Here is a 20855-nt window from a genome sequence, read left to right as displayed (position 1 = left end):
TCATATGAAAAAAAGATTTTTTCTCTGCCTGACCTTTGCCGCACATTTGAGTGTGATGGCCCAACTCACCGCCGCTCAAATAGATCAATTGGTTCAAAGAACACTTACTACTTACAACGTTCCCGGCATAGCTGTGGCCATTGTTAAAGACGGACAAGTTGTTCATGCTAAAGGCTACGGAATTCGTTCTATTAAAAGTCAAGCGCCTGTGGATGAAAACACCTTATTTGGTATAGCTTCTAACAGCAAAGCTTTTACTTCAGCTGCTTTGGCCATGCTGGTTGATGAAGGAAAACTCAAATGGGACGACAAAGTAACCCAACATATTCCTGAGTTTAAAATGTATGATGATTATGTCACTCAAGAATTCACCATCAGAGATTTGCTCACGCACCGCAGCGGTTTAGGATTAGGCGCCGGAGATTTGATGATCTGGCCCGATAAAAACAACTTTACAACGCAAGACATCATTCACAATTTACGCTATCTCAAACCGGTTTCATCGTTTAGAAGCAAATATGATTATGACAATTTACTGTACATAGTGGCCGGTGAAATTATTCACAGAGTGAGTGGTTTAAGCTGGGGCGAATTTATTGAACAGCGCATCATGAAGCCATTAGAAATGAATCACAGCGCGGCATCCTATGTGCGTTTAAAAGATACTGCCAACATCATCATGCCGCATGTGCCTACCGACGGAAAACTCAAAGCCATTGCGCGCTACAAAAGCCAAGTATTTGATCCCGCAGCCGGAATTTATTCAAGCGTGACCGATTTGAGCCGTTGGGTCATCACGCAATTGAAAAAAGGAAAATACGGCCCTGAAAATAAAAATCAATTGTTTTCTGAAAGACAACACACTGAAATGTGGACACCGCAAACCCTGCAACCCAACAAACCCATAGCTCCATATTTTTCGCATTTTAAAGCCTATGGGCTGGGTTGGCAAATTACAGAGGTCAAAGGAAATGCTCAGATTGGACATACAGGCGGGCTTGACGGGATTGTAACCCAAGTGACCATGTTGCCCGAAATCAATTTGGGTATTATTGTTTTGACCAATCAACAAAGCGGAGCAGCTTTTAACGCCATAACCAACACCATCAAAGATTCATATATTGGTGTCAAATCAGACGATTATGTTGCTCTATATAGCGCGCAACGCAAAGAAAAAGAAGACAATGCCGACAAAATTACCGAAGAAGTTTGGCAAACCGTGGCGCAAAATCTCAAAAAACGCATCCGCATTCCGGTTGAATTATACACCGGAACCTTCACCGATAATTGGCTCGGCGCTATTGAACTGACTCTTGAGAAAAAAGGAAAATTGCGCTTTGCCTCAAAACGTTCACCCCAACTTACCGGTGAAATGTTCTATTATAAAGACCAAACTTTTGCTGTAAAATGGGACAACCGTAGCTTTTTGGCCGATGCCTTTGTAAGCTTTAGCGCTGACCTTAAAAACATCAAAATGAAAGCGATATCTCCGCTCACGGATTTTAGTTATGACTTTCATGATTTAGATTTTAACAAAACTGAAACCTCTGGTCAATAACCGGCACAACTACTTTTTCACAACCACCCAATTGCGTGAAGGATGGCAGCGGCAGCCCGCAGCGAGGTTTGCAAAACCGAGCGAGGACTACAGCGAACAGCCTGACCCTTGTGGCCACGCCAAAATTGTTGATTTTTTAGTATTGATTTTGATTGAAATTTTTTATTTTTAAACACAACGCTAAAAAAGTGGAACAGACCCAAAAAAACGAGCCCTGTTATGGTTGAGATTGACATTGAAAAAGAGAACAAAGCCATTGCAAAAGAATACAAAGAACTTTTGCGCATTAGCTACCAAACGCTTTCGGCCGAAGATAAAAAACTCATCAGAAAAGCCTTTGATCTAGCCGTTGAATCGCATCAAGATCAGCGCAGAAAATCAGGTGAAGCTTATGTTTTTCACCCGATTGCCGTGGCCAAAATTGTCGCCTCAGAAATTGGCTTAGGTGCCACCGGAATTGCCGCCGCACTCATGCACGATGTGGTTGAAGATACCGATGTAACAGTGGCCGATATTGAGCGCATGTTTAACCCAAAAGTGGCGCAACTTGTTGAAGGTTTGACCAAGATATCTAAGGTTCAGAAAGATTTGAACGTATCGATGCAAGCCGAGAATTTCAGAAAAATGTTGCTCACACTCAACGATGATGTGCGCGTGATTCTGATCAAACTGGCCGACCGTTTGCACAATATGCAGACCATGGAATCGATGCCGGAACACAAACAAATTAAAATTGCTTCAGAGACGCTCTATATTTATGCGCCGCTCGCCCACCGTTTGGGTTTATACAACATCAAAACCCAGTTGGAAGATTTGGGTTTGAAGTATACAGAACCTAAAGTGTATAACGATATTGTAAGCAAAATCAAAGAAACCAAAGAAGAGCAAGACGCTTATATTAAAGATATTTCTGAGGTGCTCAAAAAATCACTTGATGAAGAACAATTAGACTACATCATCAAAGGCCGCCCCAAATCAATTTATTCGATTCGTCGTAAAATGAAAGCGCAAAACGTGACTTTTGATGAAGTTTATGACAAGTTTGCGCTCAGAATTGTCTACAAATCAAATCCGCATGATGAAAAATTCTTTGCCTGGAAGATATATTCTATAGTAACGGATCATTACCGCCCAAGCCCAAGCCGATTGCGCGACTGGATTTCATCGCCCAAATCAACCGGCTACGAAGCGCTTCACATAACCGTTATGGGGCCAAAAGGCAGATGGGTTGAGATTCAAATTCGCAGCGAACGCATGGACGAAATTGCCGAAAAAGGCTATGCCGCGCACTACAAATACAAACAAGGCGCCAATGAAGAAAGCGGTTTGGATGTTTGGCTCAACTTATTGCGTGAGGCATTAGAGAATTCTGAAAGCAATGCCGTTGACTTTGTGGAAGATTTTAAAATGAATCTCTACGCCAAAGAGATTTTTGTCTTTACACCCAAAGGCGAAATTAGATCGTTGCCCAAAGGCGCTACTTCATTAGACTTTGCGTTTAGTATTCACTCTGAAATTGGCATCAAAACCCGCGGAACTCGCGTGAATGGCAAATTGGTTCCGCTCAATACCGAGCTCAAAAGCGGCGATCAGGTTGAAGTGATTACCTCGCCCAACCAAAAACCAACGAGTAACTGGCTTGATTATGTAACTACCTCGCGCGCGAAGAATAAAATCAGAAACGTTCTCAACGAAAACACCAAGAAAATTGCCGAAGACGGAAAAGAACTGCTCACGCGCAAATTGCGTCAGCTTAAAATATCACTCAGCGAACAAGTGATCAATGAACTGGTCAATTACTTCAAACTCAAAACCAGTTTAGACTTGTTTTATCGCGTAGGAATTGGCTCGATTGAAAACCAACACCTCAAAGATTACGCGGCTCAAAAGAGCAATACGCTCATGAATTTCTTTAAAGTCAAAATAAAACGACCACATCAAACTGCCGACGATGACATCAACAAACCCGAAATCAGCAGCAATTATGACATGCTTGTTTTTGGGCCTGATCAAGACCGACTCAATTATAAATTATCTTCATGTTGCAACCCAATTCCGGGTGATGAAGTGTTTGGTTTTGTGTCAATCAACGAAGGTATCAAAGTGCACAAAAAAGATTGCCCGAACGCCATTAGCTTGCAATCTAATTACGCCTACAGAATTATTTTGGCCAAATGGATTGACTCAACCCAACAAGAATTCAAAGCCAGTCTTGAAATTACCGGTATGGACAGTATGGGGCTTACCAATGAGCTCACCAAAGTCATCTCAAACAATATGCATGTTAACATTCAGAGTATTTCACTTAGTGGCGAAGCCGGTATTTTCAACGGACAATTAACCGTAATTGTTCAGAACAATCAAATCTTGAAAAAACTCATTGAAAACATCAAAAAAATTGATGGTGTTGATAAAGTCTCGCGGGTCAATCTTTAGGATTGAAGATTGTTGATTTTTGAACGGAAAGCATTGAATCAACAAAATGTTTCAACTCAACTTCCTAAACCTTCTAAACTTTCATTGTTGAAAACTCATCTCCATTGTTGAAGTTTTAAAATATAAAACAGGTGCACCACGCATGAAAAAAATTATCTTTGCCTTATGACTTTAGTTGCCAACGATAACAGTAAAAATCAAGAAATCGTAAAAAACGTTTTTACGAAATACCTTGAAAACAATGGCCACCGAAAAACGCCGGAGCGCTATGCCATTCTGCAAGAAATTTACGAATGCGACGATCATTTTGATATTGAAAACCTCTACATCAAAATGAAAAACAAAAACTACCGCGTGAGCCGAGCCACTTTGTACAACACCATTGAGCTCTTGCTTGACTGCGGTTTGGTGCGCAAACACCAATTTGGACAAAATCAGGCGCATTACGAAAAATCGTATTTTGACAAACAACATGACCACATCATCATGACCGATACCGGTGAAGTCATTGAGTTTTGTGACCCGCGCATTCAAACCATCAAAAAAACGATTGAAGAAATCTTCGGCATCGAAATTCACAATCACTCGCTGTATTTTTATGGCAACCGCAAACCCAATAACGAGTAGTTTGTAACTCTTTTGGGCATTGCTTACGGCCGGGCTTATCGCGCTTGTCGGCAGCTAGCTTCAAATGCGAAGCATTCATTGAACACCAATAAAAAGATTAACTTAGTGAGTAATCTCTAACGCGACTCACCTTTTCAAAACAAGCACAACACACAACTGATTATAAAAATTCCAAAAAACAAATTCCAACAACACAACACACAACTCAATAATGGCTAACTTACTACTCGGTCTCCAATGGGGCGACGAAGGAAAGGGAAAAATCGTCGACGTACTCACCCAAAATTATGACATCATTGCCCGCTTTCAAGGCGGCCCGAATGCCGGACACACTTTAGAATTTGACGGTATCAAACACGTACTCAGAACCATTCCTTCGGGTATTTTTCACCCGAATGCAATTAATCTCATCGGAAACGGCGTGGTCATTGATCCGGTGGTTTTTAAATCAGAAATTGAAGGCTTGGCCAAATTCAATATTGATTTACCCAATCGCTTATTATTGTCGCGCAAAGCACATCTGATTTTACCCACACACCGATTGCTCGACGCGGCTTCTGAAGCGGCCAAAGGCAAAGCAAAAATTGGTTCCACGCTCAAAGGCATCGGCCCGACTTATATGGATAAAACCGGTCGCAACGGTTTGCGTATTGGCGATATCGAATTATCAGATTTTAAAGAACGTTACCGCGCATTGGCCGAAAAACACGAGGCGATGATTGCGTTTTACGACGTGAGCATTCAATATAATTTACCCGAACTCGAAAAAGAATTCTTTGATGCACTTGAAACGCTCAAAAAACTTCCTTTTATTGACAGCGAAGAATACTTAGCTAAAGCACAACACGACGGAAAATCTATTTTGTGCGAAGGCGCTCAAGGTTCACTATTGGATGTTGATTTCGGAACCTATCCGTTTGTGACTTCGTCTAATACCACAGCAGCAGGCGCTTGCACCGGACTCGGCATTGCCCCGAACAAAATCAAAGAAGTCTACGGAATCTTCAAAGCCTACACCACCCGCGTGGGCAGCGGACCCTTTCCTACTGAAGATTTTGGCGAGGATGGCGATACGATGGCACGCGTGGGCAACGAATTCGGATCAGTCACCGGACGCAAACGTCGTTGTGGGTGGCTTGATTTGGTGGCTTTGAAATACGCCGTTCAAATCAACGGAGTTACCCAGCTCATGATGATGAAAGCCGATGTGCTCTCGGGTTTTGAGACGCTTAAAGTATGTACAGCGTACAACTATCGCGGTGCGCAAATATCGCATATGCCCTACAACATTGAGCCTGAAAACCTCACACCCATTTATCGGGAATTCAAAGGTTGGCAAGCTGATTTGACCGGAATGAGCAATTATGAAATGCTTCCCGAAGAGTTAACTGCTTACATCGAATTTATCGAAAACGAAATTCAAGTGCCGATTAAAATTGTATCGGTGGGTCCGGACAGAAAACAAACCATTCTTCGTTAGTAACGAAAATAAACCATGAGAATCACACGCGTTTTTACTGCCTTTTTTGAGAGCGAAAAAGCCGGTGGTCTTGTGTTGATATTGGCAACACTGGTTTCGTTAATCATAGCCAACTCACCTTTGCAAGCTAATTACATCGCTTTATGGGAAATGCCTATGGGCAGCCATACGCTTGTTGATTGGATCAACGACGGACTCATGGCGATTTTCTTTTTGCTCATTGGTTTAGAACTAGAACGCGAACTCTATAACGGTGAGCTCTCGAGTATCAAAAATGCTACTTTGCCCCTAGTTGGAGCATTGGGTGGCATGGTGGTTCCGGCACTATTGTTTACCCTTTTTAATTTTGGATTATCAACCCAATCCGGTGCCGGAATTCCAATGGCCACCGATATTGCGTTTGCCATTGGTATTTTATCGCTGCTCGGAAAAAAAGTGCCGGCTTCGCTCAAAGTTTTCCTGACTGCGCTGGCCGTAATTGACGATTTAGGTGCCATTTTGATTATTGCGTTGTTTTATACTAAAACCATTTCCTTTGGTTATTTACTGGGTGCTATGGCTATTTTTGGTGCTTTACTCATCCTCAACCGACTCAAAATACATAGCTTCTGGCCTTATGCAATTGGCGGAATTTTGATGTGGTATTGTATGTTGCATTCTGGCGTTCATGCCACAATTACGGGTGTACTATTGGCGTTTGCGCTTCCGTTTGGCAATGGCAGCAAAACATCGGTTTCCTACAAAGTTCAAAACGCCTTACACTTGCCGGTGGCTTTTATCATTTTACCGCTTTTTGCTTTGGCGAATACGGGAATTATCTGGTCAGGAACGGCTCAAGACAACTTCACACAACCGGTAAGCTTAGGGATTTTGGCCGGGCTCGTGATTGGAAAACCCTTGGGTATTTGGCTGTTTTCGCGCTTGGGATCAATGCTTAAAATATGTTCTTTACCCAGCGATTTAAAATGGTCGCATATTCTAGGCGCGGGATTTCTAGGCGGCATTGGTTTTACGATGTCAATCTTTATTACCCTTTTAGCCTTTACAAATACAACAGATATTACGCATGCAAAAATGTCCATCTTGTTGGCCTCACTCCTAGCCGGAAGCATTGGTTTTATTTGGCTCAAAAAAACTTTGCACAAATAAAAAAAGCCACCTTGTGAGCGACTTTTTCTTTTATATTATTATGGTTTAAAAACCAAAGATAAACGATTCGGATGGGTTGATATCAATATGAATTATACCCACACCTTGATTTACCTTAAGCATCGCCGTTTGTTTTTGATACAATTGATCTTTGAGCGGATATGTTCCGTCTTTGAGTTTCCATTGTGCGATTAACTCAGTCGGAACTTTCATATCAAAATGGCTTTTGGTAACCCATGAAAAATTGGCTACCACAATCAGTTTTTGCTCTTTTGACCAACGCGCAAAGGCATAAATGCCCGGATCATAACCCGCGGTTGCTTCGCGGTTGGCTTTTTGCAAATCGGCAAACGAACCCATCAAGGCAGAACTCTTCGTTGTAAAATTCAATAATCGGCTATAAAAATCGCGCAATTGTTTTTCAGCATCGCTGAGTTTTCCGCCGTCAAATTTTCCGCCATTCATCCAGCGTTGATGATTCGGAACCCCCACATAATCAAAGATAGAGGTGCGCGATGGTTTGCCAAATCCGCCATCAATTGCACCGGCCTCGCCTACTTCTTGTCCGAAATAAATCATGGTGGGCGATGAACCCAAAGTAGCCGAAACCACCATCAGCGGTTTTCCTTTTTCAGGAGTTCCCGCAAATTCCGGGCTGGCCAAACGTTGCTCATCGTGATTATCGAGAAAATGCAACATATGATGGTCAATATCACTGTATTTTTTTTGAATCTCAGATACGTGATCCGGCAACGCCTTACCTTGAATCACGGCTTTTAAATGATCATACAAATCAACTTTGTCATACAAATAATCCATTTTTCCCAGGTGAATGTAGTTTCGATATTCATTCGGATTATAGACTTCGGCCAGCAAAAAGGCATTGGGGTTTTTCATCTTGATCGATGAATTCATAAAGCTCCAAAACTCATACGGAACCATCTCGGCCATATCATATCTAAAACCGTCCACACCTTTGCCTATCCAATACAAAGCGATGTCACGGAATTTTTTCCAAGAACTCGGCACGTCTTTATCTTTCCAAAAGGCGTAGTGCTCTTTATATGATTTTTGGTCGAAACCTTGCGGCAACTCAGGAAAATCTTTACTACCGTCGGGGCGAATACCATAATTGACTTTGACCGTTTCATACCAATCGTTGATGTCGGGTTTGGCATTACGCGAACCATTGCCGGTCCATTTGGCCGGAAATTCTGAAAACTTACCGTCAATGAGCGGATTCGCCTCGCCATTGAGCGGTTTGTAACTATCAGATGTGGGCACTTCAAAAGCCTTTCCGGGAATGTAATAAAAGTTGTTATTGCGATCGTACTCAAGATTGGTGTTATCATCAGCGCCAAAATCACGCACACCTTGCGGATTGGTTTTGCCTTCATACTTTCGAGCAATGTGATTTGGAACGATGTCAATAATCAGCTTCAAACCATTTTTGTGCGTGCGGGCAATAAGCGCCTCAAATTCTTGCAAACGCTTGGCCGGGTCAACCGCCAAATCAGGATTAACATTATAGTAATCTTTAACCGCATAAGGCGAACCCGCTCTACCTTTGACTACTTCAGGATCGTCGTTTGAAATGCCGTATTTAGTGTAATCGCGCACCAAAGCATGATGCGGAACGCCGGTATACCAAATATAAGTTACACCCATTTTTTTAATTTCTTGAAGTGCCTTATCGGTAAAATCATTGAACTTACCAACACCATTTTCTTCAAGGGTTCCCCAAGGTTTGTTGTTGGTATTTTGGTTTCCGAACAAACGCGTGAAAACCTGATAAACCACTTCTTTGTGTGGTTGCGTTTTGGTTTTTGGTGCAGTCATGGGTTTCTTTTTGACATTTTGGGCCTGAGCGCTCAGTACTAAACCAACGGCCAGCAGGCAAATTGCTTTTTTCATGGTGCTATTTTTTACTGAAAGTCTACAAATATAGTTATTCAAACTTCACTTAAAACGCGCTGATAAATAATTCTTAATAGCCTTTTTGGTTGGCGGCTTTTTCATAAATTTGGCAAAATTTTTTAGCTTGAAAATTACGCGGTTTTTTATCTTTTTTTGTTGGATGATCCTCAGCAGCATTTCTGTTTTGGCTCAAGCTCCGAAAAAAATCATCATTGAACATTCTGATTTTGCCGATGTCAATCAGGTGGAAATGCCGGATGCTTTCTTGCTCACCGGAAACGTGCGTATTTTGCACGACGGTGTACGCATGTTTTGCAATAAAGCTTATTATTTTCAGAACGAAAATTACGTCAAAGCTTTTGGCGATGTCCGCATGATTCAGGGCGACACGCTGTTTATGAACAGCAAATACGCCGAATACAACGGCAATGTGAAACAAGCCTTTGCCACCGGAAAAGTAGTTTTGCGCTCGCCCGATATGACCCTAGAAACTGATACGCTCAACTACGATCGCGTTTCACAACAAGCTTATTATAACACGCGCGGTGTGATTGTCAATAAAGACAATGTACTCAAAAGCAAATCAGGCCGATACTATGCAACTGAAAAAAAATTCCAATTCAAAACAGCAGTAACCATTACCAATCCTAAATACGTGGTCAAATCAAATCGTTTGGATTATTACAACCACAACGGACAAGCTTACCTGATGGGACCATCGACCATTACTTCAAAAGATAATTTTATCTATACCGAAAAAGGCTTTTACGACAGTAAGAAAAATATAGGGCATTTCATCCGCAATTCATACATCAAATATAAAGACCGACGCATTGAAGGCGATAGTTTGTATTACGACCGGACCCGCGAATTTGCCTCGGCCACCAACAATGTAAAAATAACGGACACCATCAACAAAGGCATCGTCAAAGGACATTATGCCGAAGTTTTTAAAAAGAAAGACTCCCTTTTTGTCACCAAGCGCGCTATAGCTATTAATTTGGTTGATAAAGATTCGGTTTACATACACGGAAAAATTTTGATGGTGACCGGAAAACCCAACCAAAGAATTATTCGCGCCTACAACAACGCTCGTTTTTATAAAACCGATATGAGCGGAAAATGCGATTCAATTCATTCGAGTCAAATCAGCAACATTACCCAACTGATTGGCAAACCTATTTTGTGGAATTTCAAAAACCAACTCACCGGCGATGTGATGCATCTCATTGGCAATGACAAAACGCAAAAACTCGATTCACTCAAAGTTTTGAGCAATGCTTTTATCATCTCAAAAGACACCATTGGCGATGGTTATAACCAAGTAAAAGGCTTGAATTTGTTCGGGAAATTCAAAGAAAATCAACTCTACGAAGCTGATGTTGTCAAGAATACCGAAGTGGTTTATTATATGCGCAACGACCAAAACGAACTCATTGGCATCAACAAAAATGTGAGCAGCCGCATCAATATGACCATGGACGGAAATACTATTGATACCATGACTTTTTTCACCAATGTAGACGGCGATATTTATCCTGAAAAAGACTTGCCTGAAAATGCGCGAAAATTGCGCGGTTTTGTATGGCGTGATGATGAACGCATCAAATCAAAAAACGATTTATTTAGTGAAGAAGACAATGCTTTGGATGTTAAAATTCAGGAGGAGAAAAAGAAACGCGAGGAACAATTCAGAAAAGTTGATGAGCTCGAAAATCTTGCTGATGTACTAGATCAAAAAGTTGGTGGCATTGTTATAAAAAACAACGATATCCCTGAAAATGATTCATTTACAAAAAAACTTTATGACCTAATTTTCAAAAATTACAACAATAGAATAATATCTGATATTAATGGTCAAAAATTATTGATTCGCAACAATAAGTTTTTAGCGCCTTTAACAAGTTATTCTTTAAGAAATTTAAAAGAAAAATACTCTGAGTATAATACCGAAATCAATATAAAAGCCAAAGTATGGTTTGGTGAAAAAACACAATTAGGAATCTATTATGATACCGAATTTGATGAAAAACCAAAAGGAGTATTGAGCAGCAATGAATATGATGAGATTTTCAAGAAATATAACAACCGAATTATTATTGATAAAAACAATCAAACATTGTTAGTAAAAGGTGGGAAATTTCAGTTTGCTTGGACTGAAAAATCATTAGAAAATTACAAAAAAAACAATCCAAAATATAAAAACGAGATTCATCTTGATAAGGTTGTCTGGGATTGGCCATTAATGGAGAAAAGTCAATTCAATGGAATGTATTTTTACGATGGCAAGCTAGAAGAAATTGAAATGATGCAACCGGAAAAGATAACATACAGTTACATCTTTTCTAATTACAACAACAGAATTCTCTTTGATCAAAATGAACGACCAATATTAGTCAAAGATGACAAATTTTATTTTTTTGAAGACAACAAAATTTATGAAGATTTCAAAGCTAAATATCAACAAAACACTCCTGAAATTAGGCTTTATAAAAAAATATGGGACTGGAAAACTATGAAACTAGGTTCATACTATGGTGGGTATTACAAACCGTAAGAATATACTATGCAATCAGACTTCCTCAAATACCAAGCGCAAACTTCGCCGCATCCGTTGGGCATGGAAATTTCACATGCGCAGGGTTCATATATTTATGACATTCATCAAAATAAATATTTAGACTTTGTAGCCGGTGTTTCGGCCTGTTCTCTCGGACATCAACATCCGCGGGTAAATCAAGCCATCAAAGATCAGCTCGACAAATATTCACATGTAATGGTTTATGGTGAATATGCGCAAGATCCGGCCGTAGTTTATTGCAAATTGTTGGCTTCGCTTCTGCCCGAGCCGCTAGAAAAAACCTATTTGGTCAATTCAGGAACCGAGGCTACCGAAGGCGCACTCAAACTCGCCCGCCGTGTAACCGGTCGCAGTCAACTGATTTCTTGTAAAAATGCTTACCACGGAAACACCATGGGTTCGATGAGTGTGATGGGTTTTGAAGAACGCAAACAAATTTTTCGCCCACTCGTTCCCAATGTTGATTTTATCACTTTTAACCACGAAACCGATCTAGAAAAAATCACCGAAAAAACCGCTGGAATTATTCTTGAAAGCATTCAAGGTGGTGCTGGTTTTATTGAACCCAAGAACGATTTTTTGCGCAAAGTAAAACAGCGTTGTGAGCAAGTAGGCGCACTGATGATTATTGACGAAATTCAACCGGGTTTTGGTCGTACCGGAAAACTCTTTGGTTTTGAAAATTACAATGTTGTACCCGATATCGTGATTTTGGGTAAAGGTATGGGCGGCGGAATGCCTGTAGGCGCTTTTACGGCATCAGCAGCGCATATGGATTTGCTCAGCGACAGCCCAAAACTCGGACACATCACTACTTTTGGCGGACATCCGGTGATAGCCGCTGCTTGTTTGGCCACTTTGCGCGAAATCACTGAAACTGATATCATACCACAAACTTTGGTCAAAGAACAGTTGCTCAGATCGCTGCTGGTTCACCCGCTGATTCAAGAAGTACGCGGTCGCGGATTGATGTTGGCCGCCATGACATCTGATCCTGGAATCACCAACCAAGTTATTTTAAAATGCCACGAACGCGGTCTGATTTTGTTTTGGTTGTTGTTTGAAGGCTGTGCGATTCGCATAACACCGCCTTTGACCATTTCTGAAAATGAAATCCGCGAAGGCTGTTCTATCTTGCTCCAAGTACTCGACGAAATTCAAGCTGAAAGACAATAAATGAGCCCAAATGTTTGTTAATTAAATTGTTCACAACAAATATTGGCTCTACCCGCTTCTACCCGAAGCTTTTCTAATTTTATTCTGGGTTATTTTAAATCTAAGCCTATGCATCTTAGCGACGAAGAAGAAGACTACAATTTATCGCTTTCTAAATTTGAGTCTATGTTGAAAACCAATAAGGTTCTCTTCTTTGACTCTGAAGAATTTGAAGAGATCATCCTTCACTACATTGATATGGGCAAACCCGCCCTAGCCAAAAAAGCGCTCAAGCTGGCTTTGGAACAACACCCAAAATCAACCGGTTTAAAACTGGTTCAAGTTGAAATGTTGATTTATGAAGACAAACTTGATTTAGCTGAAAAATTACTCAACGAATTATACGCCATTGAGCCACACAACGAAGAAATTTATATCCAAAAAGCAAGTATTTTTTCAAAACGTGATAACCATGAAAAAGCAGTAGAACTTCTTAAAACTGCACTTAAATATACCGATGACTTAGCCGATGTATACAATTTGATTGGCATGGAATATCTATTCATGGATAATCTTGAACTCGCTAAAGATAATTTTATCAAATGTCTCGAAGAAGATTTTGAAGATCAGAGCGCACTCTACAACGTAGTTTACTGCTTTGAATTTCTTGATCAGAACGATCAAGCCATTGAATACTTATCACGATACATTGACCAAAATCCGTATAGCGAAATTGCTTGGCACCAGCAAGGAAGATTGCACTACAGTTTGCATCAATATGAACCGGCGCTTAGAGCTTTTGAATATGCCACCTATATAGATGATGAATTCTTGGGTGCATTCATGGAAAAAGCCAAAACGCTCGAACGTCTTCATAGGTACGAAGAAGCCATCGAAAGCTACAACCGAACCATTGAACTCGACGAACCAACATCTTATGCGCTGCTCAGAATTGGCAAGTGTTACGAAAAATTGGGCAACAAAAACTTGGCACTCAAATTCTTCAACAAAACAGTACACGAAGACCCGCTTTTAGACAAAGGTTGGATAGCCATTACTGATTTTTATGTTCGTCAAAAAAGCTATCAAAAAGCCTTATTTTATGTCAATAAAGCTTTGGGTATTGATGATCAAAACCGCTATTACTGGAAGCGATTTGCCACCATCAATCAAGAACTCAACAACTATGAAGAGGCCGAATACGGTTTTAGAAAAGCGGTTGAATACGGCGACCAAATGCTTGACACTTGGTTGTACTGGATTGATATGTTGGTTTATTTAGGCGAGTATGAAAGTGGCGTTCAAGCCTTGTTGCAAGCTTCAGAATATTTTCCGGAGCAAGCTGATATTGCCTATCGATTGTCCGGATTGTACTTTATTTTGCACGAAACTGAAAAAGCCAGCTTTCATTTAGCCAACGCGCTCAGAGCTGCTTTTGAAAAAAGAACAATCCTTGAAGATTTATTCCCAGGAGTTTGGGAAATGAAAGAAGTGCAAAAAGCCATTCAAAAGTATCAGTAATCCATGACCAAATTATACGGACTCATTGGCAAGAACATTGGCTATTCATTTTCAAAAAAATACTTTACAGATCGATTTGCGCAAACAGGCGCTACAGATTGCGTTTATGAGAATTTTGACCTTGCACAACTAGAAGAATTCAAGAAAATTATTGCTGAGCATTCTAATTTGTGTGGGCTCAACGTGACCATTCCGTATAAAGAAGCTGTTATTCCGTACTTAGATGAATTGTCAATAAAAGCCCAAAAAATTGGTGCCGTCAATGTTATTCGCTTTAAAAACGGAAAACTAAAAGGTTACAATTCAGATGCTTTTGGTTTTAAAAAATCAATCAAACCATTACTAAAACCGCATCACAAAAAAGCACTTATTCTCGGAACCGGCGGAGCCTCAAAAGCTGTTGCCTTTGCGCTTGAGGAATTAAATATTTTGTACTCTTTTGCTTCAAGAAATGATGGCGTCAATACCATCAAATACGAGCACATCAATGCAACGACTTTTGATAATTTCCAAATTTTTATTCATTGTACGCCGTTGGGAACATACCCAAACATAAATACTTGCCCTGATTTACCATATGAATATTTCTCAGAACAACACCTCGCCTTTGATTTGATTTATAATCCTGAGGAGACTTTGTTTCTGAAAAAAGCCAAAAACAAAGGAGCCCAAACGCAAAACGGTCAGCAAATGTTGATTAATCAGGCAGAAAAAGCCTGGCGTATTTGGAATAAATAACTTATTTTGTTCCGAGCGGATGTTGCTTTTTTTGCAAACCAACCGAGCGTTTGGCGCGCTCTTCTTTATCGTTTAAATAATCTTTGAATTGCTCCGGAGTCAAAAGTAATTTAACCTCGGCATCGCGCTGTAGGTCATATTCGCGCATTTTTTGTTCTTTTTGCTCAATGGTCAATCCGCCTTTACGCAAGTCTCGAACCATAATTGCATATCGCTTGATGATTTCACGATAAGCCGATTGCTGATCTGTTTTTAAAACCAATGTTGTTTTGAATCCTGAATCTTGTGTTGCTTCAGCCTTTGTTTGCGGCTGGGCTACAGTTGCATTTTCTTGTGCAAATAAATTTGTAGCAGCAAAGGCTAAGGACAGAACTAAAACTATTTTTTTCATGGTGAAAACTAAATCATTTAAATTTTATGAGGCAAATTAAATAAATTCTAAAGCTATTTTTTTATGATTTAACAAATAAAAAATTCATTTAAACAGAATTTTTGTTTACTCCTCGATAAAAACCTTATTTTCTTTGTTAATTAACGTTGCTTTACTATCTTTCGCCAACCAAAAGTCTAAGTAAATAACCAACCTAAAACATTTTTCGAATGTTAGAAGAAAAGAATGATAACCTGCCAACACCTGAATCTACGGCAGATGGAAACACAGAATCTACGCAAAACAACCCACAAATTACTGAAAATGAAACGCCTGAAGTTTCTACAGATATCACAGAAGTAGTATCTGAATCAGAAGCCATTGTTGAAGTTGTTGAAGAAACATCAGCCGAAGAAGTTGAAATGCCTGAAGCAGCTACATCAGAAACTGAAATTCCTGCTCAAGAAGCTGAAATATCAGAAGAAATTGTGACGGAACCTGAAGCAGAAACTGTCATTGAAGAAGTTCAAACCGTTACGGAAGTAGAGCCATCACAACCAGAAATTGCGCCAGAAACCGATGATGTGATGAGTGCCATTGCTGATGTAACGGCTGCTGAAAGTGAAGATGCAACTATTCGAGAAGAAGTTCCGATGCTTGATTATGAAAGCATGCCCATGGAGCAACTCATCTCTGAATTAGAACAGTTGACAGCCACTGATAAAGTGATGTCGGTGCGCAACCACGTTGAAGAACTCAAAAAATCATTCTTAGCCAAATACTATCATTTCTTAGACGAAAAACGCGAAGAATACTACGCGCAAAATCCAGACACTACTGAAGATTTTAAATATCATTTTCCGCTCAAAAGCAAATTTGATGAACTTTACTCAAGTTATCGCGATCGCATCAACAAGCATTTCAAGAGCTTAGAATCTGGTTTGAAAGCCAATTTAGATGCGCGAATGGCTATTGTTGAAGAACTCAAACATCTCATCAACCCGCAAGAAAATATTAAAGACACGCTCAAGCATTTTAATGATTTGCGCGAACGATGGAAAAACTGCGGACCAATTCCGAAAGACAAATACAACATTGTTTGGAATAATTATCATTTTCACTTAGAAAACTTTTACGATTATCTGCATTTAGATCGTGAGGCTCGTGATTTTGACTTCAAACACAACTTAGAGCAAAAGCAAAAAATTATCACTCGTGTAGAAGAACTTTTACATCTAGATGACATCATGCTTGCATTTAGAGAATTGCAAGATTTACATCGCATTTGGAAAGAAGAAATTGGCCCGGTATCACGCGAACACCGCGAGGAACTTTGGACCAAATTCAGCGAACTCACCAAACAAATGCACGAAAAACGCGAAGCATGGTTTGGTCGATTCCGTGCAGCCGAAGAAGACAATCTCAAAAGCAAAAATGAAATCATCGCTCAAATTGAAGCATTGGCTGAACAAAAAGCCAACAGCCATTCTGGATGGAGTGCTTTGGTAACCCAAGTAGAGGCTTTGAGAAATAATTTCTTTGCCACCGGAAAAGTTCCGGCAGAAGTGAGTGAAGAAACTTGGGCTAAATTTAAAAACGCCGTTAGAAACTTCAATGTGCTCAAAAATGGTTTTTACAAAGACATCAAGAAAGACCAAAACCACAATATGAGTTTGAAACAAGCTTTGGTGGCCAGAGCACAAGAACTTCAAGACAGCAATGATTTTGAGGCAACCGCTCAAATTTTAAAGCAAATTCAAGAAGAATGGAAAACCATAGGTCATGTGCCGCGCAAATATTCTGATCAGCTTTGGACCGAATTTAGAGCGGCTTGCAACCATTTCTTTGAAAGAGCCAAAGAAAACCGAAACAGTGCCAGTGCTGAAGAAGTCGAAGCTTTTGAAAAGAAAAAAGCTTATCTTGAAACTTTGCGTTCATTTGAAATGACCGGTCATCATAAAAATGATCTCGATGCGATCAAAGCCCATATTGAAAACTGGAAGAGCATCGGAAAAGTTCCACCTGCGCGTCGTCATGTTGAAGGTAAGTTTAATAAAATTCTAGATGCCTTATTTGAAAAATTAAGCGCTAGTAAAAAAGAAACTGACATGGCCAGATTTGCCAGTCGTGTTGAAAGTATTAACGATGATGGCCGCAAATTAGAAAGCGAAAAAGTATTCATCACCCGAAAAATTGAAGAATTGCAAAATGAAATTTTTCAACTTGAAAACAATATCCAGTTCTTCAACAGCAAAAATGACAAAAAAGAAAATCCAATTGTTGTAGAAGTTCGCAAGAATATAGCCAAACACAGAGAAAGTCTAGACGTTTGGAAAGAAAAACTCAAACAATTACGTCAATTAAAATCTGAATAAAGCAAGCCCCATTTTGGGGCTTTTTTTTTACATGACAATTATCATTTTTAATTGCTGAACGCATAGTTACTTTTGGAGTAAATTCAATAGGTATGAAAAGTTCACTGATTCAAAAATATAATGTACCCGGCCCGCGATACACGAGTTATCCAACGGTTCCGTATTGGGATGAATCCGGTTTTAGTTATGATCTTTGGGTCACATCGATGAAAAAATCATTTGCCGAGAGCAACGCCAATCAGGGAATCAGTTTATACATTCACCTGCCGTTTTGCGAAAGCATGTGTACGTTTTGCGGCTGTAACAAACGCATTACCAAAAACCACGCAGTGGAACATCCATATATTGAAGCTGTTTTAAAAGAATGGCATTTATATACCCAACTCATGGGCGAAAAGCCGCTCATCAAAGAAATCCACTTAGGAGGCGGAACCCCAACCTTTTTTTCCACCCAAAACCTCGAAGATCTCATCAACGGAATACTCAGCCATGCGCGTTTGGCCTCTGACTATGTTTTTAGTTTTGAAGGACATCCGAATAATACCACACGAGCGCATTTACAAAAATTGTATGATTTAGGCTTTCGTCGTGTGAGTTATGGCGTTCAAGATTATTCAGAAACGGTACAACAAGCTATTCACCGTGTACAATCATTTCACAATGTGGCTAAAGTAACTTTTTGGGCTAAAGAAATTGGCTATACTTCTATTGGTCACGATTTGATTTTTGGATTGCCATTCCAAACAATAGAAGATGTGATTGATACCATTGAAAAAACCAACGCGCTCAGACCCGACCGATTGGCTTTTTACAGTTATGCACACGTGCCTTGGATTAAAGGAACAGGACAACGCGGATTTAAAGACCAAGATGTGCCTAAAGATGATTACAAACGTCAGTTATACGAAACAGGCAAAATGCTGCTTTCAGAATTTGGGTATCATGAAATCGGTATGGATCACTTTGCACTCAAAACCGACAGTTTGTATCTGGCCATGCAAAATGGTTTGCTGCACAGAAATTTTATGGGTTATAGTTCATCAAAAACCCAGCTGATGATTGGTTTGGGCGTTTCATCAATTGGTGATAGTTGGTATGGATTTGCACAAAATGAAAAAACTCTTGAAGATTATTACCAACTTTTAGAATGGAATAAACTTCCGGTGATGCGTGGACATATTTTGTCTAAAGAAGATTTAATTATCCGAAAACACATTCTTAACTTGATGTGTCAATTTGAAACTTCTTGGCACAACCAACCCGAAATAGCTCAAGATATTCCCGATATATTGGTACAACTATCTGAAATGATACACGATGGTTTAGTAATAGTTGAAGGCTCAAAAATGATTGTAACCGAAGCCGGAAAACCTTTTGTTCGCAATATTTGTATGGCTTTTGACCTCAGACTTAAGCGGCAAGCACCGGAAACTCAATTATTCTCAATGACCGTATAAAAACTACTCCTTTTTAATAAAAAAAGCACACTGTAAAAAAGTGTGCTTTTTTTTAATTCGTTTTGATTTGCTGATATAAATCGTCTTTCAAGAATAGTAAGTGCGCTTTGAGCTCTTTAACTTCATCATCGGTAGCAAGCTCATTTCCGGTGTTGATTCTATGAATTTTATGCTCCACTTCGTGATATTCGTCAAATGTTTTTCTAAAATGAGCATTACCCGTTTTAAGTTTGTGAATCTTTTCTTGATATTCAGGGAATTCGTGTAATAGATCATGTTTTTCCATAATGATTGTTTTTTAGTGACAATTAGAAGATGATTGTACAAATAGGCTGATTGATGATGGTGATACATATGGGATTCCCAATCCTAATCCGCGCAAGATGAATAAAATAGCAATAACCACAGTAGCCCAAGGAATAAACTTTCGCACTTTATTGCGGATGGGTACGGTAAAAAAAGTCTGAACATATACCAAAGCGCTCATGAGCGGTGCAGTTCCTAAACCAAAAACGGCCATGTACAAAGCGCCTCCTAATGGATTTTGAACCGTTACAGCTCCGAACAAAGCAGCATAAACCAATCCGCAAGGCAAAAAGCCGTTAAACAAACCCAATAAATAAATAGCATCAAAGCCCTTTTTTCTAAGCTGCAATCCAAGTCGGGCTTTTATAGCGCCCACAGCCCGATACAAAGGTTGGGAGAAACTGTATCGGGCCAGAACGCCTTCGGGAATCACGACCAAAATAAGAATCGCTATCCCGGCAACAATGGATAACTCTTGTTGAATACCCGCCAAATATAATCCTTGACCCAAAGAACCAAAGATAAAACCAAGCGTAGCATAAGAAGTCATTCTACCCAAATGATAGGTCATGATTTGCAATGCTTTACGCGTGGGATTGTGGTGATCTAGTGGCAACATCAAGGCAATAGGACCACACATGCCGATACAATGCAGACTGCTAATCAAACCAAAAACTAAGGCGGTGATAAACATTTTGAATTAATAATAAAGAGTTTGTTTCATTAAAAAAGATTGCTCCTCGTATTGCCATGAAACGGTAATGTCCCAGAGGCCGCCTGCCAATTTTGATTTAGGTATGAGCAAAGTTGGACTGGTTTTCGAAAACGGCCATTCGAAATCCAATTTTTTGTCAGACGGCCTGTAAAAGGACACTTTTCCTTGTACTTTTTGGGAGTCGATATCAGACGGAAAAGTCAGCAAAATACCCTCAGCTGATGTGCTGATTTGAGGTTTATGCGCCAATTTTTCGGTATTTTGATACTGATCCAATTCATCGCTAAAATGAACATCGTGTTTGTAATAATCATCAACAACGAGTTCATTATCATATTTCGGGTTAGATTGCACTCTGTAAACAAATGAGCCAATAAAAATCATAAAAAGCACAAAGGCCATGACTATATAATGCCCCCAGTTGAGTGAAAATTTTGTTTTGAGTTGGATATCGGTTGCCATATGATTGT

Annotated in this window: 15 protein-coding genes and 1 pseudogene; 11 read left to right on the top strand and 5 right to left on the bottom strand. The window is 39.9% G+C overall.

What is annotated here, in order from left to right; genetic code table 11:
* Positions 1–4: 4 nt before the first annotated feature.
* The 5 genes from KIH23_RS11680 to nhaA all read left to right on the top strand — a co-directional run bounded on the left by KIH23_RS11680 (position 5) and on the right by nhaA (position 7250).
* Positions 5–1558 carry a serine hydrolase gene (locus KIH23_RS11680; protein ID WP_213213670.1) on the top strand — a complete coding sequence of 518 codons (1554 nt, stop codon included), beginning with the start codon at positions 5–7 and terminating at the stop codon, positions 1556–1558.
* A gap of 219 nt (positions 1559–1777) precedes the next feature.
* A complete protein-coding gene (locus KIH23_RS11675; protein WP_213213669.1) occupies positions 1778–3994 on the top strand; it encodes a RelA/SpoT family protein in 2217 nt (738 codons plus the stop codon).
* 165 nt (positions 3995–4159) lie between these two features.
* Positions 4160–4621 (top strand): Fur family transcriptional regulator, encoded by a 462-nt coding sequence (locus KIH23_RS11670; RefSeq protein WP_213213668.1) that lies wholly within the window; start codon positions 4160–4162, stop codon positions 4619–4621.
* A 208-nt stretch (positions 4622–4829) separates the two neighbouring features.
* On the top strand, positions 4830–6101 hold the full coding sequence (locus KIH23_RS11665; protein ID WP_213213682.1) for an adenylosuccinate synthase: 1272 nt from the start codon (positions 4830–4832) through the stop codon (positions 6099–6101).
* Positions 6102–6116: 15 nt separating this feature from the next.
* Positions 6117–7250, top strand: coding sequence for a Na+/H+ antiporter NhaA (nhaA, locus tag KIH23_RS11660; RefSeq protein WP_213213667.1), 1134 nt, complete (start codon positions 6117–6119; stop codon positions 7248–7250).
* Between the two features lie 45 nt (positions 7251–7295).
* On the opposite strand, the gene KIH23_RS11655 is transcribed toward nhaA, so the two are convergent.
* Positions 7296–9164 (bottom strand): alpha-amylase family protein, encoded by a 1869-nt coding sequence (locus KIH23_RS11655; protein WP_213213666.1) that lies wholly within the window; start codon positions 9162–9164, stop codon positions 7296–7298.
* Between the two features lie 163 nt (positions 9165–9327).
* Here KIH23_RS11655 and KIH23_RS13765 point away from each other — a divergent pair.
* From KIH23_RS13765 to KIH23_RS11635, 4 genes and pseudogenes are all read left to right on the top strand, one after another.
* Positions 9328–10857: pseudogene (locus KIH23_RS13765) on the top strand (OstA-like protein); the annotation flags it as partial.
* A gap of 876 nt (positions 10858–11733) precedes the next feature.
* Positions 11734–12924 carry an aspartate aminotransferase family protein gene (locus KIH23_RS11645; RefSeq protein ID WP_213213665.1) on the top strand — a complete coding sequence of 397 codons (1191 nt, stop codon included), beginning with the start codon at positions 11734–11736 and terminating at the stop codon, positions 12922–12924.
* A gap of 108 nt (positions 12925–13032) precedes the next feature.
* On the top strand, positions 13033–14424 hold the full coding sequence (locus tag KIH23_RS11640) for a tetratricopeptide repeat protein (RefSeq protein ID WP_213213664.1): 1392 nt from the start codon (positions 13033–13035) through the stop codon (positions 14422–14424).
* 3 nt (positions 14425–14427) lie between these two features.
* A complete protein-coding gene (locus KIH23_RS11635; protein WP_213213663.1) occupies positions 14428–15162 on the top strand; it encodes a shikimate dehydrogenase family protein in 735 nt (244 codons plus the stop codon).
* A 1-nt stretch (position 15163) separates the two neighbouring features.
* On the opposite strand, the gene KIH23_RS11630 is transcribed toward KIH23_RS11635, so the two are convergent.
* Positions 15164–15553 (bottom strand): hypothetical protein, encoded by a 390-nt coding sequence (locus KIH23_RS11630; RefSeq protein ID WP_213213662.1) that lies wholly within the window; start codon positions 15551–15553, stop codon positions 15164–15166.
* Positions 15554–15762: 209 nt separating this feature from the next.
* Between KIH23_RS11630 and KIH23_RS11625 the strand changes: the two genes are divergently transcribed.
* Entirely contained in the window at positions 15763–17907 is a 2145-nt protein-coding gene (locus KIH23_RS11625) for a DUF349 domain-containing protein (RefSeq protein ID WP_249684901.1), read from the top strand.
* A gap of 92 nt (positions 17908–17999) precedes the next feature.
* Entirely contained in the window at positions 18000–19364 is a 1365-nt protein-coding gene (gene hemN, locus KIH23_RS11620; protein ID WP_213213661.1) for an oxygen-independent coproporphyrinogen III oxidase, read from the top strand.
* 52 nt (positions 19365–19416) lie between these two features.
* Here hemN and KIH23_RS11615 read toward each other — a convergent pair whose 3' ends face one another.
* The 3 genes from KIH23_RS11615 to KIH23_RS11605 are packed head-to-tail and all read right to left on the bottom strand — an operon-like array spanning position 19417 to position 20847.
* The gene (locus tag KIH23_RS11615) at positions 19417–19650 is read right to left on the bottom strand and encodes a YdcH family protein (protein ID WP_213213660.1); all 234 of its coding nucleotides are present in this window, start codon (positions 19648–19650) and stop codon (positions 19417–19419) included.
* 12 nt (positions 19651–19662) lie between these two features.
* On the bottom strand, positions 19663–20364 hold the full coding sequence (locus tag KIH23_RS11610) for a sulfite exporter TauE/SafE family protein (RefSeq protein WP_213213659.1): 702 nt from the start codon (positions 20362–20364) through the stop codon (positions 19663–19665).
* Positions 20365–20370: 6 nt separating this feature from the next.
* Positions 20371–20847: a FixH family protein gene (locus tag KIH23_RS11605; RefSeq protein ID WP_213213658.1), complete on the bottom strand. Its 477-nt coding sequence runs from the start codon at positions 20845–20847 to the stop codon at positions 20371–20373.
* Positions 20848–20855: the final 8 nt, after the last annotated feature.

Source organism: Flavobacterium sp. CYK-55, assembly GCF_018413465.1.
Classification (GTDB): domain Bacteria; phylum Bacteroidota; class Bacteroidia; order Flavobacteriales; family Flavobacteriaceae; genus Flavobacterium.
This window is presented reverse-complemented; position numbering and strand designations above follow the sequence as displayed.